The organism is Myxococcus sp. NMCA1 (assembly GCF_026810205.1).
GTDB classification, from domain to species: domain Bacteria; phylum Myxococcota; class Myxococcia; order Myxococcales; family Myxococcaceae; genus Myxococcus; species Myxococcus xanthus_A.
This window is the reverse complement of the sequence record NZ_CP113950.1, coordinates 2,043,352-2,059,287: the sequence shown is the minus strand read 5'-3', so window position 1 is coordinate 2,059,287 and position 15,936 is coordinate 2,043,352. Positions and strand designations below refer to the sequence as shown.

The following is a 15,936-nucleotide window of genomic DNA, read 5'->3' as shown; positions in this document are numbered from 1 at the left end:
GATGCGCCGTGATGTAGGGACGAAATTTTGGGTAGGCACAGGCCCATGCCGGTGAGGACAACAGCAGCATCACAGCCCACAGCACGCGAGAGGCGGGAAGGGTTATGGTCGGGTCCGTCCGGATGACGAACATCGCATACGGCAGCGCTACAGGAACTCATCCCCTCCCCCAGCCTCCGGCTCCTGTGCGGAGAGGAGAACCTTCCCGGGCCGCTGCTCCACGCGGAGGCCCAGGCCCATGGCCGTCAACTCCTCGAGCGCGGCGAGCGCCTCCATGACGGGCTGGACATCGGCAACCCGGGCAGGCACGGCGATGCGCTCGAGACGTGAGCCCACCCGTTCCAGCAGCGCGTGCGGGGGGAGTGCCTCGATGTATCGGCCATACAGATAGGCGGGCGCGCTCAGCTGGGCGACCTCGGAGGGCGAGACGGTCGCGACACTCGTATCGAAGCGCGCCCTCACCTCCTCCACCGAAGTGTCCTGACGCCACAGGCCGAGCAGGGAGCGCAGGAAGTCCATCAACGGTGGCGACCGGGACGAGCCCATCTGGGCCGAGGCGACCTCCAGCGCCCGCTCCGCGCGTGCGGGGTCGGGCTCGACGAAGAACAGCGGCAGCACCTCCCCGATGCCTGGAGTGTAGAGGGGCTCGGCGAGCCGCTCCGGAGCACCCGCGAACGAGCGCAGCGTCTCGGGTTCGAGCGGCCCACCCGCGAGCCAGCGGCACCACAGCGCCTCGAGCGAGCCTGCGGCGAGCGACGCGCGGCGCAGCAGATGAGGTCGTGCCTGCTCCACGCCTCCGAACAACAAGACGGTCACCAGGTCCTCGGCGGAAGGCCCCTCGGGGAACTCGAGCGCATCCGCCCCCGTCCAGCGCGCGTACCGTTTGCGCTTCAGGTCTCGCTGGACCTCGCGTGCCACCTCGCTCCACGCAGACCAGGGCACACCGAGCGCCGCGTAGTCCGTCCGCAGGCCCTCGTCCGCAGGGGCCGAGACCTCGTTGGGGCGCTTCTTGAAGTCGGCCCGCACGCGCTTGAGTTCCTTCGCGAGCGCGGGCAACTCCTCCGCCGGACAGCCGCCGGTCAAGAGCCGGAGGTGGGCGATGGGAACGCAGTGCAACTTGAGCAGCCAGGATTTGAACGCCGACCAGGCGGGTGCGGAGAGGTATCGGAATTCCACGGTCTGTCCTCGCTCAGGCGCCAAGCCCGCTCCCCCGCGATGGGTCGTCGGGCCATGTGGACTGCTCCGCCATGATAGCTTCAGCTTGAGCCATGGAGGCCGGCCGTAGAGCAGGAAGAGCACCGGCACCTGTGCCCACCCAAAATCCGGTCGCTGCGTCGTGCGTACGTCAAGGCGAGTGAGCGCGGTGAGTACGGGGCCGGCGAGCTCCCGTAGCGGCGAAGCGGGGTCGACGACACCACGCCCCCGAGTTTGCGGCGCAAGGTGGCAGGAAGTCGCGAGCCCTCCATCGGAGGAGGCACGGACTTAAGGGGGCACGGCCCGTCGAGCGGCGACACCCACCTGAGTTCCCCCCACTTTTCCCCGACATGACTCGAACGTCTCATCCCCATCGTCGAGCCCTGAAGGTGGCGCTCGCCATCACGGGCGCGGCACTGGTGTTGACCATCGTGGCGATGGCCATCAAGCCTTTATGGCTCAGTGAGCGGCTGCGTGGACAGGTCGAGGCAGTAGCGACGCGCTCGCTTGGCCGCAAGGTGACCATCAAGAAGCTCGACGCGCACTGGCTCCCCACGCCCGGCGTCACCATCACGAACTTCCGTGCCGAGAGCGCGGGCTCCGAACCACCCTTCCTCGAAGCCTCCCGTGTGACGGCGACCGTCCAGCTCTGGCCTCTCGTGCGGAGCCTGGGCAAGGACGTGCGTGTGGGCTCGGTGCGACTCGTGGAACCCACGCTGAACCTGGTTCACCACGAGGATGGCTCCTGGAACCACGAGACACTCGAACGGCCTCCCGAGGCCCCCGACGGAGCATCGGGAAGCGACACGGCCATCGAGCACCTGCGCATCCGCGATGGCGTGGTTCGCGTGATGGACCAGGAGGCGGAGGGAAGACCCGCGGTGGTCGCCTTCCAGGACATCGACGCGGACTTGAATCACGTTGGGCCGGGCCAGCCACTCGAGGGCAAGGTGCGGATGGCGGTGGCCGCTCCCAGACAGAACGTGGAACTGGACCTGAAGGTCGATTCGCTCCACCGAGGGCTGCCTCAGGCGGGGCAGCCATGGCCTCGGGCGACAGCACGCCTGCGGGGCAAGGATGTGTCCGTGAGCGCGCTCCGTCGTTTCCTCCCAGCCTCCGCGACGAAGTACTTCACCGGAGGGGCGCTAGACGTCGACGCGGACCTGAAGACCGACCAGGGCCAGTATGTGCTCTCGGGACATGGCACGGCGAAGGACCTGCGGCTGCGCGGAGACGCGACGAACGGCTCGTTTGCCTTCGACTCGCGCATCGACCCGAACCAGCCGAAGGCGGCAAAGGTGGCGTTCACGCGAATCGCCCTGTCGGGCCCTGGAGTCGAACTGGGAGGAACAGCGTCCGCACAACTGGAACCCGCGCGCGTGCGGTTCTCCCTTGCGGGCAAGGAGCTGGACCTGGGGCACCTGCTCGGAGCGATGCCGCCGCGCTCCGCACCGGATGAGGCGAGCCTCCCCAACACGCCGCTTATCTCGAAGCGCGCGGGGATTGAGAAGGTGAACGTGGCTGGAACGCTCCGCCTCGCGACTCTGCGCCATGGCGCGCTCACGGCGTCGGACGTTGACCTCCAGGTTACGCTGGACGATGGCGCCCTCGTGCTCCAGCGAGGCACGGCGAATGTGTACGGCGGACGCGCGAACCTCACCGGCTCTCGCGTGGACTTCACGAAGGCGCAGCCTGTGTGGTCGCTCAGGGCGACGCTGGACGGAATGGACACGGCGAAGGCTTTCCAGGCACTCGCGGGACACTCCTCGGTCCAGGGCGCGGCCAGCGGTGACCTCCAACTCTCCGGGACGGGCCTGGACTGGGAGCGGGTCCGCGACCAGATGACGGGCACGGGGACCTTGCGGCTGCGGGATGGCGTCTACACGTCGACGGACCTGGGCGCGACGGTGGCCTCCTCCGTTTCGCAGGGGCTGGAGGCGCTGGGAAAGAAGGGAGCCTCTGAGTCGGTGCGGAAGGCGGGGCAAGGCACGCGCTTCAAGGACCTGGACGCGCACTTCCGCATCCAGGATGGCTGGGTGTCCTTCATCCGGCCCATGGCGTTCGATTCGGACCTGGGGAGGGGGGCGCTGGAAGGACGGGCGTCATTGGATGAGCGCCTGGAGCTGAAGGGAACGATTCAGGCATCCCAGCAGTTCGTATCCGAACTCACCCACGGCGCGCTTCCCCTCAGGGCGCCGGTGTCGGTTCCCATCACCATCACCGGCACGGTGAAGGACCCTCAGGTGAAGGCCGGCAGTCCCACGGACATCGCGCAGGGACTGCTGCCGGCGGTGCCCGCGCCGAAGGAACTCAAGGGCCCGGTGAACCAGGCGCGCAAGGGACTGAAGAACCTCTTCCAGAAGCGGCCCCGCGAGAAGAGATGAGTGCGCCGGCGGAGAACATCCGGCCCCGGTCCACCGTTGTCCGGGCAGGCCCCCCGATGCGCATCGTTCACGACTCCGACTGGGAGTAGCCCGGTGCCGTGGACACCCGAGATGTGATGGCTGGTATCGCGGAGCAATCTCCGTGGCGTTGCGTTCTACCCGCAGTCATCGCTCCCGGCTGCTCAATGCCTGCAGATGCTCAACCGTCGCCGTGACGCCACCGCAGACGATCACCGCGATGCGTGACGCTGCGGCAAGCGCCGACGACCCCGCGTCGAGCGCGGCCAGTGCGGCCCCGCACGCGGGCTCCACCAGAATCCGGTGTTCATCGAGAAACCGCAGTGAGGCCGCCACGGCTGCCTCATCGGACACAACAATGTTATCGACCGCATGGCGCGTCGCCCACTCAACCGCCGCGTCGCAAGGCCGCTTCGCGCCGAGCGACGTGGCAAGGCTCGTAATCTCTGACAATTCGACTGGCCGCCCCTGCGCAACCGAACGCGCATAGCAATCTGCGCCTTGGGTCTCGGCCGCGACGACCGGCACATCGCACCAGCTGTTGCGCGCCAACCCTTCAAGCACGCCGCACAGCAACCCGCCACCGCCAACCGCCAGCACGACTGCGTCTGGCTTCGGTCCGGCTGCCGCCATCTCGTCGATCATCGTTGCATGGCCCTGCCACAGTACTGGGTCGTCGAATGGATGCACGAACGCGTCGTGCGAGCCGATCATGGATTGCGCAAACGTGTTCGCCTCCGCCCAAGACGCGCCGTGGACGATCAACTCGGCGCCTTCGAGGCGGATCAGGTCGCGCGCGCGCGCGGACGTGCTCTCCGGAACAACGACGAGCACGGGCACGCCGAGTGCGCGACCGGAATAGGCCACCGCAATGCCTGCGTTCCCGCCCGACGACGACACGAAACGACGGGCGCCTGCTGCACGCCGCGCGTCGCATACCGCACCGACGCCGCGCAGTTTGAACGAGCCGGACGGCTGCATCGCCTCGATCTTGAACAGGACGTCTTTGCCGAACCGGCGGGACGCAGCTTGCGAACGGACGTAGGGCGTCTGGATATGGAGTGGCATGTGAAGAAGTGCGACAAACGTCCGCGACGCGCGGACAGTTGTAATGACGCTGGCCAACCTAGATTGCGCCATCCATACTTCCCAATACTATTCAATGTAGTACGCTATGCCTCCTAGGTATATCGACGGAACGGACAGGCACCGCATGCGACAGGTCGAATTGCGCCATCTGCGATACTTCGTGGCGGTCGCTGAAGCCGGCAGCATGATGGCCGGCGCCCGCGCAGTCGGGATTGTGCAACCCGCGCTTTCCCGGCAGATCCGCGAGCTTGAGGAGGCGATCGGCACCCCGCTGTTGATCCGCCGCTCGACGGGCATCGCGCTCACAGCGGCCGGCGCGAGCTTCCTGCAGGACGCTACGCGCCTGCTCGCCGAGCTGCAGGGCAGCCGCGAACGTGCGCTGCGCAGCGCGGCCGGCCACCTCGGCGAGCTGCGTCTCGGCGTGCTGCCGAACTATTTCCCGTTGCCGGTGGTGTCGAACGTTCTCAAGGCCTTCCGGAACGCCTGCCCGGACGTAATGCTGTCGATCAGGCCATTGCTGTCGGCCGAGCAGGCGACTGCGATCGCACGCGGCGAGCTCGATGGCGGCATCATGGCGTGGCGGCAGGACGAGGCGCCGCATCTGTCAGGCATGCGGCTGCTGCGCGACCGGTTCGTGCTCGCGATGCTGTCCACGCCGGGCCAGCGCTTCCGCGCGCCCCGTCAACTGGCCGAACTCGCAGGCGCGCCGTTCGTCTGGTTCGACCCACTACGGTCCGCCGCGCATCACCGGTTCTTGCTCGAGCAGTGTCGGCGGGCCGGCTTCACGCCGCGCATCGCGCAGGTCGGCAGCGACATCCCGACGCTGATCGGGCTCGTCGCAGCCGGAATGGGCTACGCGTTCGTGCCGGAAAGCACTTCACCTACGTGCCCGCGCACGGTGCGGCTGGTCCCGCTTGACGAACTCGACGGCCGCTTCGACGTCGAATTTGTGTACGACGGCCAAGCGGACTCGCCAGTCGTGCAGCAATTCCTCGCGGCGCTGCGCGCGACCGCTAACGCATGAGCGGGACCGAACCAGAGGTCGCAGCTCCTTCGCCAGCGAGCGCGAGGCCCTTCTCGGACCTCGGACTCGCCTTCATGCTCACCCGCTCACTCCGTCACGTCGACCGTCGTGCTCGACTGACTCGCGCTGGAGGTCAAGGATATCGTCACCGTGTAGCGCCCCGGCAGCCAGTAGCGATGCGCCAGCGCGCCGACCTGCAAGTCACCGCAGGGCTGGACGGTCCTGGGGGGCGAGCCATCTCCGAAGTCGACCGTGCAGGCGGACTCCGCGTCTGGACCGCGGCGCACACCCGCGCCCAGGAGTCGCGCCGAGACGCCCGACTCGACCGTCACGGGCCATCCCGCATCGACGCGCGGCCCCTGTGCCTTGCCCGTCGCGTAGGAGATGGCACCCCAGCGGGAGTTACACACCCACGTGTCCGAGCAGCCGATCACGGCGACACCGAGCGCACCGGGACCACCGAACCTGCCGGCGGTGGCGCTCCCGACGGTCGCCCCGCCTCTGGGCTCTATCTCCAGACTCCAAACCGGGTCCGCCTCCAGGTGCTGGTCTCGCTCGCGGTGGAGCGTCACGCGATACCTTCCTCCCACCAAGAGAGCGCTCCTTCCGTCGCCGAGGAGATCGACACGTGCCTCGAGGAGACTGCTGACGGAGGGCCACGCGGAAGTAGCCCATGTGCGAAACGGAGTCGCCTGCATGCCGCCGGTCATGCCTTCGTAGAAGTCGATGCGCGATTCACCATCGTAGTGGGTCGTCGCGATGGCCACCTCGCCGAACGTGTCACCATCCACGTCGCCCAGCCCCGCCACCGCCGCGCCGAAATAGTCGTCGGGCGTCAGTCCGAAGGCGCTCCACGAAGGCACCTGGGCGACGCCCGTGGCGCTGCCCCGGAAGAGCAGGAGCGCGCCACTGTTGAACGACCCGACGCCATGGTAGGGGGACCCGACGATGAGGTCTCCGAAGCCGTCACCGTCCACATCCCCGACCGCGGCGACGGTTTTGCCAAAGCTGTCACTCGACCACGCAGCGGGGGCCAACTGCGTCCACGACGCCGTCGGGCCGATACCGGACGCGGTGCCGCGATAGATGTACGCCGCGCCGTCCCAGGCTCTCCCCAGCGGGTCCAGGCTCAGGTAGGGAGTGCCCAAGGCAATGTCCGCGAAGGTGTCGCCATCAAAATCGCCACTTGCGAGGCCGACAATCCACGAGCTGATCGTCAACGCGCGCGACGGCGTGGTGGTCAGTCCACTCGCGCTCCCGTTGTAGACTCGAAACCCCAGATTCTCGGCGACGACGACGTCTGCATACCCATCTCCATTGACGTCCCCCGCCGCCTCGACACGCGAGCCGAGGCGCGTTCCCTGGACACCTGAGGAGGGCGAGTCCGCCGTCGTCCCCGTGACGGTCCATGCAGGTGCCTGACTCAGCCCCGCTTCGCCGCCGAGGAAGAGCAGCACCTGTCCCTTTCCGCTCTCGTACATCTCGTCCCCGACCATCAGGTCGTCATATCCGTCATGGTTGATGTCCCCCGCATTCGCGACGACCCTGGAGCCAGCGAGGAAAGGCGCCGTGACAGGTGTGGTGAAGCCCTCGCCCGGAACATCGGCCACCGGCTTCGCAGCCGCGGTGGGAGACTCCGCGCTCTCGCCAGCGCCGGTGACCGCCGTCACGACGATGAAGTACGGCGCGCCCACGGCGAGCCCCGTGAGTTCGAGGCTCTCACCCGATGCGATCACGCGCCGTCCATCAGGGAGCGTTGCGTAGTTGTCCTTCGTGGGGGCCACGCCGCGCGCGACATAGACCTTGTACTCCGTCGCGCCAGTGACTGGACGCCAGTCCACACGCAGCCCACCTGGCGTTCCCACCGCGACGACGGACTTGACGCAGACGTCACACGTCGTCGGCGCACGTACGACCTCCGGCAGCGTGGCGGCGACGAGCGGTGGAAGCCCGGCCGCGGGGCCCGGACACGCCTGAGAGGCGAATCGTGGCGAATAGGGGATGCTGGAAGCGGTGTAGCCGATGCGCACCGTTCCGCCGGCATCGACGAACAGCGTGGTGGCGTTCTGGCCCGCCGGCTGCGAACTGTAGGGCGTGTTGACCCACGCGCCGCTCGCGTTCGTCGCATGGTTCAGGAAGGGCTCGTCACCGCTCGGCAGCGCGACCCACGCCACATGCGCATGGCCCTGTTGGTCCAACGCAATGGACGGTGCCACGCCACCCTTGAGGAAGATGTCCTCGTATCGCGTGGGGTCCGGGTTGTAGACCGTCGCATTCGCGGCCGTCGTCACCACCCACGCTCCGCTCGCGTTCGTCACGTAGCGAATGGCCGTCTCCCCATACGTGTACGCGATGTGCACATGGTTGGAGGCATCGAGGGCAATCGCCGTCCTTCGGCCCCACGTCATGCTCGAGGTGGCTGACGCAGCCACTTCCTCGATGTCCCAGTTCGCGCCACGGAACCGGCCGTGCATCACCTTGCCGCCCGCGGTCCAGCTCGCGTGGAGCGACCCGTCCTGCCCTGCGGCCACAGCGGGCGTCCAGTCTTCCGTGTTCTTGTCGTCGATGCGACCGACACGCCAGAGCCCGCCTTGCCTCGATGCATGATACGGATATGCGCCGCCTTGGAGCCGCCTGAACACGATGTGGACGTTGCTGGCCACGTCGACCGCGATGCGGTGCGAGCCGAACACGGAAGAGAACACCCGTTCGGCCGTCCAGTCGCCGGACGCATTCGTCGCATACCAGAGCTCCGGGGAGAGTCCGCGCGTGGCGCTCACATGCACGTGTCCCTGTAGGTCGAGCGCGAGTTGGACGTCCCCGATGCTATAGCCATCGTTCGCCAGGATTTGCTGACGGACCCATCCGCCGCTCGCGTCCGTAGCGTAGTAGTAGGCCCGCGTCTTGATGTCGTAATACGCGGCGTGCTGGACGCCGTCGGCGCCGAGCGCGAACCCCATCGCGGCGGGCGCCCCTCCGGAGTCGACCACCTCGCTCGAGAAGTAGTCCACCGGACAGGCGGCGCATGTGCCGCTCAGGCAGACATTGTGGGTACCGCAGCTCGCGCCGTCAGGCTTGTTCTCCGCATCGGTGCAGACCGGAGCCCCGGACGCGCAGCGGATGGACGCCGTACGACAGGGGTTTGGCGATTCGCAGCTGGCGGACTCCATGCAGCTCTCACAGCTCCCTGCCGGACTGCAGACCTGGTTCGTGCCGCACGTCGCTCCGGGCGTCACGGGTGTTCCGGTATCGTCACAGACGGGCTGCCCGGTTTCGCAGGAGATCTTGCCCACATGGCAGACGTTGGCCGGGGCGCAGGCGCTCCCCTCGGAGCAGGCATTGCAGTTCCCCGAGAAGCAGACGCTGCCCGCGCCACAGGATGCACCGTTCGCGAGAGGCACGCCGGTGTCCACGCACTCGCCGGTGGCGCAGTCCAACCGGCCCTCGTGACACGGATTCGAGGAGGGCGTGCAGCTCATTCCTTGTGAGCAGGCCACGCAAGTGCCCGCGCGGCAGACCTTTGCGTCACCGCACGCCGCTCCATCCGGGAGGCTCCCGCGGTCCGTGCATACCGGCGCTCCGGTGGAGCATTCGATGGTGGCGGCGCGGCAAGGGGTCGAAGAGGCGCACGCCTCGCCAGCGGTACAGGCGACGCAAGCCCCCCGCGCGTCACAGACCCTGTCGTCACCGCAGGAACTCCCGGCGGGTCGACGCTCACCGGTGGCCGAACAAGTCGGCGTTCCGCTCGCGCACGAAATCGCTCCCAGCACACACGGGTCCTCAGGCACGCACGAGAGCCCGTCGACACATGCGCCGCAAGCTCCGTCCGAGCACACCCCGTTCGAGCCACAGGGGGTTCCGTCTGGCGAATTGCCGGCTGGTACGCATGCGGTGACCTGCCCCTCGCAAGCAATCGTTCCCATTCGACAAGCGATGCTCGGCTGACACGATGCTCCTTCCTCGGGACACAGCTCTCCGGTGCCACCATCGCTACCGCCATCGCTGATGACCCCGCCGTCACCGCCGATGCCTCCATCGCTATCAGCAGACTTCCCGCCGTCGTCCCCACCGCACGCAAGAAGCATCGCAAGCAGCATGAGTCCCAGCAGGCGTAAATGGGGCATCGTTGAATCCATCGACATGTACTCTCTTGGAACCGGCCCGAATGAGTCGCCCGGCAACGGCGCACTGTGCGACCAGTGCACTGGATATGCCAGGGCTATCGTTTTAGTGGCCCCAAGGAAATCCCAGCCACTGCGCTGATCGCCCGACGTCAGGGCGCAAGAAGGTGTGCAGGTTTCTGCACGGGGCTGCACACATCCTCGAGCCCCAGCTCGGCAGGCTTCTTCGGACCGCGAGCCGATAGCTCCCCCGCATCGCGCTGGAACCGCCACGCACTCATCAACGAGGAGTACAGCCATTCCCGGCGCAGGAGCGCCCCGACTTCACTGGGCTTCGCGCTGCGCTCTGCCTCCGCCAGCACTCCGCCGTGAATTGAGGAGGTGCACTTCTCATGGCTTGGCAGCCTCGCCGTCTCTCCGCCGAGCAGCAGCAGGAGCGACGCCTTGGGGCAGCACGACTGCCGCCTTGTCAGGACCGGGGCTGGGGCCTCGGTGCGGAGAAGCGCCGGAGCATTCGCTCCAGCAGCATGGGTGCTCCGCCTCGCAAGTACGACACAGCGATGACACCCGCGAACCCAGCGAACGCCACCCCCATGGCGGCTAGCGCGGAGAGGCGGTTGCCGTAGCCCGCGACGGCGAGCCCCACCAACAACAGCACATGGCCCAGATACCAAGTCAACGCCAGACGCCCCGTGGATACCAACGCCTCCCGAATGCGTCGCGGGAGGTGGTTCCCCAGGACGAAGCTGCCACCCAGGACCAAGCTGGCGATCCCCAGCGCGGAGAGCATGAACAGCGGCATGGAAGGAAGGGAGTGAGTGCCGAGGAGCGCCGTCACGACGTTTGCTCCCAGGCGCTCGCCCATCGCGCTTTGAATCGCGAGCTTCACCAGCCCCGCTGAGACGAACTCCGACAGAACGAACAGACAGATGCCCGCCCACAGCATCTGCCGCTGCGTGGCACTGTCGCGCCAGTCGAGACGCGCCAGCCGCAGGCCCAGCACGAAGAACGCCAACCAGGGGAGCAAGGGACGAAAGCCATCAACCACCAGGTTGAGGGCAAAGCCGGATGGAGTCCAAAGGCCCCGGTACGTGAGCGTTGCCCAGTCCCAACGGGCATCCCAGTCCACGAAGACGGCCGCGAGCGGAAAGGTGAGGATGAGAGCGGCCACAAGCCCCGAGAGAGCCTTGGATGACCAGCGGTGCAACCACGGCGCGGCCAAGAGCGCGACGCCGTAGAGCCGCAAGATGTCGCCGGGCCACACGATGAGGTTGAGAACTCCCAGCCCCCCCAGGAAGAGGGCTCGACGCCACAGCACGCGACGTGAGTCGGTGGTTTCCCTCCGCGAGAGAAGCTGCCCCACTCCCAGGCCCGCCAGGAGGACGAAGGTGGCGGCGGCGCGCCCTTCGGTCAGGTTGAACACGATGCGCTCCCAGCCCGAAAGACCCGAACTGGGAGGCCCCAAGACGAGGAGCGCGTGCACCACGAACATCCCGCAGATGGCGCAGGTTCGAGCGACATCGATGCCGTGAAGCCGCTCCGAGGGATTCGAGGTCATCGTGGGCGCGCCTTCCTCGCGCCAGCGAGGTGCCCCGTGCCATGGCCGTGAAGCAGCGTCTCGTGAAGCGTTCGAGCGGCATCGTTCGCGGCGAGGTCACCTTGGGCGACCGCCGTCCAGGCCGCGTACAGAAGCGCCTCGAAGGTGGCGAACAGCCACGCGCTCGGGAGGTCCTGGCGCAGCACGCCTTCGTCCCTGGCGCGCAGCAAGATGCGCATGATTTGTTCGTCCACCCGGGCTTCGGTGGCCTTGAGCGAGGGCTCCTGGCTCAGCTCGGAGACGACCAGGAGGAACCGGAGCCTGTCGCCCCATGGGGCCAGTGCGCCCACCAAGGACTCCAGAGCCACATCGGCAGCCTGCCGCTCGAACCGGTGCGCCTTCAACGCCTGTTCGAGCTGCACCAGGGAGTCCAACCCCGCCTCGCGGAGCAGTTCCTCGCGGGAGCCGAAGTACCGGTGAAGTGTCGCCCGTCCGACCCCCGCGGACCGGGCCACATCGACGAGTGGCGCGGAGGGGTCCACCGCGAACGCACGAGCTGCCGCGCTCAAGATGCTCGCTCGAGTATCCGAGCCAGACGCGACAGGCGAAGCTGCACTGGTTCTTTTTCGTCCCATATGAGACACTTTAGTCTCACTCAAGGCGCAAAGCAAACCTCGGGCCCGCGCCCGCTCCTGTGCCTACCCAAAATTCGGTCGCTACGTCATGGGGGCATCCAGTCTGCATCCGGCATTGCGACAAGGCGGGTGAGGTCATCGGCCCAGCCCAGCCTGACGTTAGCTTCAGGCTGGGCGGCCCCCGTGCACGGCCACCGGCGCGTAGCTTTGAGCGCCACCACCACGCTGGGACCAGGGGTCTCCGCCTCCCGTAGAATGCGGACCATCTGCTCCTCGGTAAACCTGCTCTTCCTCACGACCGACCTAGCTCCTGGCCGCGAGGACTCTCCCACGCTTCAACTGGTCCGAAAATTGGGGAGCAGATCAGTGCGTCTGGTGTCGTTCCTTATCAGTCATTCCTGATGGCGTTTCCACTCATCGTACAATCCATGCTCGTCCGCCGGGCGCAGAGGCCGCAAGGCGAGGGACTGGGCTTGGGGCCCGCGGGCCAACTGTGCATAGAGCGGCGCAGAGGAGAGGCCGAAGGCTTCGCCCTCCTCGTTGGAGTAGGCGAAATAGGCGCCCTGGATACCGCACAGGTGCATGGCGGCCAGACACATCGGACAGGGATGACCGCTGGCGTAGATGATGCAGCCGCTCAGGCTGGCGCTACCGAGGCTCTGGCTCGCATTGCGAATGGCCAGAAGCTCGGCGTGGGAGGTGGGATCCTTCGTTTGATTGACCTCGTTGACCGCGCGCGCGATCACCCGACCGTCGCGCACGAGCAAGGCCCCGAACGGACGGCCACCAGACTCGACGTTGGCGCGGGCCAGGGCGATGGCCTCGCGCATGAATTCTTCGGCGGATGGCTCCATCAGCGACCTCCGGCGGCGACGAGCATCTTGGCAATCGCGTCTTGTTTGCGCTCGCGGGCGTGCTGGAGCGGCGTGACGCCGTTTCCGTCCGCCACGTTGACGTCGGCACCGCCGTCAATCAGGAGACGTACGATCGCCTGGTGACGTGGCCCGCCGTCGCTGAGCAGGATCGCCTCGAGCAGTCCAGTCCAGCCCAGGCGATTGACGTGGTTCGGATCGACGCCGGCTTGCAGCAACATTTTCACGACCTCCACGTGGCCGCGTTCGCAGGCCGGAATGAGCGCGGTGCCGCCGTAGCGGTTGGTGCTCTTCAAGTCGGCGCCGTTCGTCAAGGTCAGGCGCAGGATCTCCAAATACCCCCGCGCTCCGGCCAGGAGATAGGCGCTGTCGAGCTGGCGGTTCTGGAGGTTCACGTTCGCTCCTGCCTCGATGAGGACGCGGACGGCAGCCACGTGGTTCCCGGCGGTCGCCAGCAAGAGCGACGTGTTGCCCGCAGAATCCCGGGCATCAACGGCCGCCCCCTGGCGCAGCAGCTCGGAGACCGTCACCGAATCGCCCTTTTCCGCGGCCTGCAAGAGCGCCTCGGGCGGCTTGGGAGAGCCGCCGTTCCCCGCTCCCGCAGAAGCTGCGCAGGCCATCGTGAACAGCGTCATGAGCATCACCCTCCAGATGTTCGCCAGGGACACGACTTCACCTCCTGACGAGGTGCTCTAATCCCCTGCCATTTCATCCGAAAACGAAATACTAGAATGACTCATAGTGGAGTTCTGAATAGTTCGACCGAGAGCTCTTCGTGGAGACACCCGAATGCTCGATCTCTTCTTGCTGCGAAGCTTCGTCGCGGTCGTCGAAACGGGAAATTTCACTCGGGCCGGCGAGCGCCTGCACCTGACCCAATCGACAGTCAGCCAGCAGCTCATTCGCCTTGAGCAGAGCCTGGGTTGCCGACTGCTGAACCGCGGCCAGCGTCACGTAGTGCCCACGGAAGAGGGGGAGCGCCTGCTTGGCTATGCGCAGCGGATCCTTCGCTTGGCCGAGGAGGCGTCCGTTGCGTTGAACCCCGGCGGCAGCGGCGGTGTGTTGCGATTAGGCGTGCCCGAGGATCTCGGGGGCGAAGCGCTGATGCCGCTGCTTACGCGCTTTGCAGCCGAGCGACCGCGCCTGCGTCTGGAGGTCGAGTGTGGGTTGAGCCACCACCTCTTGCGCCTCTACCGCAACGGCGAGCTCGATCTGTTGCTGGTCAAGCAGTGGGGCGCCGACAGCGATTCCCATGCGCGCTGGGCGGAGTCCTTGTGCTGGATCGACAGCGCGGCGCAGCCGGTGACGGCGAGGTGCGAGGGTAGCACGGATGTTCTGCCGCTCGTGGCGTTCCCCGTGGGGGCGCTCTATCGGCAGGACATGATCCACGCGTTGGAGAGCCGCGGGCGTGCCTGGCGGATTGGCTACTCAAGTGCCAGCCTCGCGAGCCTCTGTGCGGCGGTGAGCGCTGGGCTCGGCATCAGTCTGTTACCTGCGAGCAGCGTGCAGTCCGGCCATCGCGTGCTGGGCGAGAGGGATGGCTTTCCTGCCGTAGACGGGCTCGAGCTTGCCCTCTACGCCCGTTCGAATCTCGGCGCCGTCGGCCGGACCCTGCGCGACGAGCTGTCCGACCTTTGCACCCAGCGTGCAGAAGCTGCGGTTCGTGCTTGAAGACGTGGTGAAGAGCGTGGGAGGCAGCCCGTCACCATCTCCTCAGTCGCGGGGAATCAGCGTTGAACTGGCGACTCCTCACTCGCGAGGCCCCAGAGGCAGTGCCTCCGTGAAGCGTTTCTCCACCAGGGTGCGCGCCTCTCGTGCGCATGCCGTGTTATGCGGCTCCCGCTCAAGACCTTCCGACACGGAGCGAGTCATGCGAAGCATCATTCTCTGGACACTGCTGTTGTTCTCCACGACGGCTCTGGCAGCCGAGACACGGCTGGTTGTGAGGGCTCGCGCCCGGGACGGCAAGTTCGTCGGGACGTCAATGGGGGGCGTGCGGGTGGTGCTTCGGGATGCGCAGTCGGGCCAGGTGCTGGCCAACGGCGTCACCGCCGGCTCGACAGGCAACACCCAGACGCTGATGAAGCAGCCACAAGTGCGGGGGGCGCCGCTCGCGGACGAGTCCTCCGCGAAGTTCACGGCCACCCTGGACCTCACCGAGCCGCGGCTGGTGACGGTGGAGGTGTCCGGGCCCCTCGCGCAGCGGCAAGCACTCGCCACCAGCACGACCCAACTCTGGATGCTGCCCGGCAAGCACCTCGAGGGCGATGGCCTCATCCTGGAGCTGCCCGGCTTCGTGATGGATGTGGTGACCCCGTCAGCTCACGAGTTCTTCAAACTCCCGGCCGACAAGAAGCTCACCCTCCCTCTTCGCGCCAACCTCATACTCATGTGTGGCTGCCCTACCGAGCCCAATGGGCTCTGGGACTCCAACCGGTATGAGCTACAGGCCACGGTGAAGCATAACGGGAAGCCGCTCACCCAACTCCCCCTGAAATACGCCGGGAAGACCAGCACCTTCGAGGCAGCGCTGTCCGTCCAGCAGCAGGGCATCTACGAAGTCACCGTGACTGCATACGACCCCATCACCGGCAACACCGGAGTGGACTACACCACGTTCATCGTCGAGTCGTGACAGAGGCGATTCCGAGCAGCGCTCGTCATGGGGTTTCAAAAACAGGTGAGGCAAAACTTCCCATTTAGCACTCGAAAGTGCCCCCAAACTCGAACCTGAAGCCATGCGAGCCCGCTGGAGTGGCAACACCGCATTCCGCAATGACCTGACCGAGGGCGCCAATCAGCAGGGATGGAGCAGCGCATGGGAGCCACGCGCCATATGCTGCGCTCTTTGATGTCCGCCAACACAATGACGCCGTGCTGAAGGAACTCGCGCGCGTCTACGTCCGCGACGCCCTCGCCCGCTGGCTGTATGGCGCTGCGTTGGTGCAACTCGAAGTCGAGCAGGACGCAGCCGTGCTGACGATTTGACGGCGGCAACTCCATCGCAGGCTTCGGTGTGCCAGGGGAGACCTGCGAAGACTTCGAGCGGTGGCACACGTGGC

Annotated in this window: 12 protein-coding genes; 5 read left to right on the top strand and 7 right to left on the bottom strand. The window is 66.8% G+C overall.

The genetic code is table 11. The annotated features are described in order from the left end of the window. Window positions 1-147 precede the first annotated feature (147 nt). Window positions 148-1,176: a hypothetical protein gene (locus OZ403_RS08740; protein ID WP_268783911.1), complete on the bottom strand. Its 1,029-nt coding sequence runs from the start codon at window positions 1,174-1,176 to the stop codon at window positions 148-150. A gap of 407 nt (window positions 1,177-1,583) precedes the next feature. Here OZ403_RS08740 and OZ403_RS08735 point away from each other — a divergent pair, with 407 nt between their 5' ends. Beyond that, window positions 1,584-3,578, top strand: a complete 1,995-nt coding sequence (locus OZ403_RS08735; RefSeq protein ID WP_268783910.1) for an AsmA family protein — start codon at window positions 1,584-1,586, stop codon at window positions 3,576-3,578. Window positions 3,579-3,743: 165 nt separating this feature from the next. On the opposite strand, the gene OZ403_RS08730 is transcribed toward OZ403_RS08735, so the two are convergent. Then, window positions 3,744-4,736 carry a pyridoxal-phosphate dependent enzyme gene (locus OZ403_RS08730; protein ID WP_268783909.1) on the bottom strand — a complete coding sequence of 331 codons (993 nt, stop codon included), beginning with the start codon at window positions 4,734-4,736 and terminating at the stop codon, window positions 3,744-3,746. A gap of 73 nt (window positions 4,737-4,809) precedes the next feature. Here OZ403_RS08730 and OZ403_RS08725 point away from each other — a divergent pair, with 73 nt between their 5' ends. Continuing rightward, a complete protein-coding gene (locus OZ403_RS08725; protein WP_140797664.1) occupies window positions 4,810-5,709 on the top strand; it encodes a LysR family transcriptional regulator in 900 nt (299 codons plus the stop codon). Window positions 5,710-5,795: 86 nt separating this feature from the next. Here OZ403_RS08725 and OZ403_RS08720 read toward each other — a convergent pair whose 3' ends face one another. Further along, window positions 5,796-8,720: an FG-GAP repeat domain-containing protein gene (locus OZ403_RS08720; RefSeq protein WP_268783908.1), complete on the bottom strand. Its 2,925-nt coding sequence runs from the start codon at window positions 8,718-8,720 to the stop codon at window positions 5,796-5,798. Window positions 8,721-8,829: 109 nt separating this feature from the next. Between OZ403_RS08720 and OZ403_RS08715 the strand changes: the two genes are divergently transcribed. Next, a complete protein-coding gene (locus OZ403_RS08715; protein WP_161605135.1) occupies window positions 8,830-9,159 on the top strand; it encodes a hypothetical protein in 330 nt (109 codons plus the stop codon). Window positions 9,160-10,299: 1,140 nt separating this feature from the next. Here OZ403_RS08715 and OZ403_RS08710 read toward each other — a convergent pair. From OZ403_RS08710 to OZ403_RS08695, 4 genes are all read right to left on the bottom strand, one after another. Continuing rightward, window positions 10,300-11,388, bottom strand: a complete 1,089-nt coding sequence (locus OZ403_RS08710) for a DUF418 domain-containing protein (RefSeq protein ID WP_237078151.1) — start codon at window positions 11,386-11,388, stop codon at window positions 10,300-10,302. Continuing rightward, the gene (locus OZ403_RS08705) at window positions 11,385-11,936 is read right to left on the bottom strand and encodes a TetR/AcrR family transcriptional regulator (RefSeq protein WP_161604857.1); all 552 of its coding nucleotides are present in this window, start codon (window positions 11,934-11,936) and stop codon (window positions 11,385-11,387) included. Before OZ403_RS08705 ends, OZ403_RS08710 begins: the two co-directional genes overlap by 4 nt. Before the next feature lie 458 nt (window positions 11,937-12,394). After that, entirely contained in the window at window positions 12,395-12,856 is a 462-nt protein-coding gene (locus tag OZ403_RS08700) for a nucleoside deaminase (protein WP_268783907.1), read from the bottom strand. Further along, a complete protein-coding gene (locus tag OZ403_RS08695; protein WP_268783906.1) occupies window positions 12,856-13,542 on the bottom strand; it encodes an ankyrin repeat domain-containing protein in 687 nt (228 codons plus the stop codon). The genes OZ403_RS08700 and OZ403_RS08695 overlap by 1 nt, the downstream gene beginning before the upstream one ends. A gap of 121 nt (window positions 13,543-13,663) precedes the next feature. On the opposite strand from OZ403_RS08695, the gene OZ403_RS08690 reads away from it, so the two are divergent. Continuing rightward, window positions 13,664-14,545 carry a LysR family transcriptional regulator gene (locus OZ403_RS08690; RefSeq protein ID WP_140797661.1) on the top strand — a complete coding sequence of 294 codons (882 nt, stop codon included), beginning with the start codon at window positions 13,664-13,666 and terminating at the stop codon, window positions 14,543-14,545. A 199-nt stretch (window positions 14,546-14,744) separates the two neighbouring features. Further along, complete coding sequence (locus tag OZ403_RS08685) at window positions 14,745-15,509, top strand: hypothetical protein (RefSeq protein ID WP_268783905.1); 765 nt, start codon at window positions 14,745-14,747, stop codon at window positions 15,507-15,509. The last annotated feature ends 427 nt before the right edge of the window (window positions 15,510-15,936 follow it).

Excerpts from the sequence above, each read along its gene's own strand:
- OZ403_RS08730 (WP_268783909.1), bottom strand. The coding sequence starts at position 4,736 with ATGGCGCAATCTAGGTTGGCCAGCGTCATTACAACTGTCCGCGCGTCG.
- OZ403_RS08725 (WP_140797664.1), top strand. The coding sequence starts at position 4,810 with ATGCGACAGGTCGAATTGCGCCATCTGCGATACTTCGTGGCGGTCGCT.
- OZ403_RS08715 (WP_161605135.1), top strand. The coding sequence starts at position 8,830 with ATGGACGCCGTACGACAGGGGTTTGGCGATTCGCAGCTGGCGGACTCC.
- OZ403_RS08710 (WP_237078151.1), bottom strand. The coding sequence starts at position 11,388 with ATGACCTCGAATCCCTCGGAGCGGCTTCACGGCATCGATGTCGCTCGA.
- OZ403_RS08700 (WP_268783907.1), bottom strand. The coding sequence starts at position 12,856 with ATGGAGCCATCCGCCGAAGAATTCATGCGCGAGGCCATCGCCCTGGCC.
- OZ403_RS08690 (WP_140797661.1), top strand. The coding sequence starts at position 13,664 with ATGCTCGATCTCTTCTTGCTGCGAAGCTTCGTCGCGGTCGTCGAAACG.
- OZ403_RS08685 (WP_268783905.1), top strand. The coding sequence starts at position 14,745 with ATGCGAAGCATCATTCTCTGGACACTGCTGTTGTTCTCCACGACGGCT.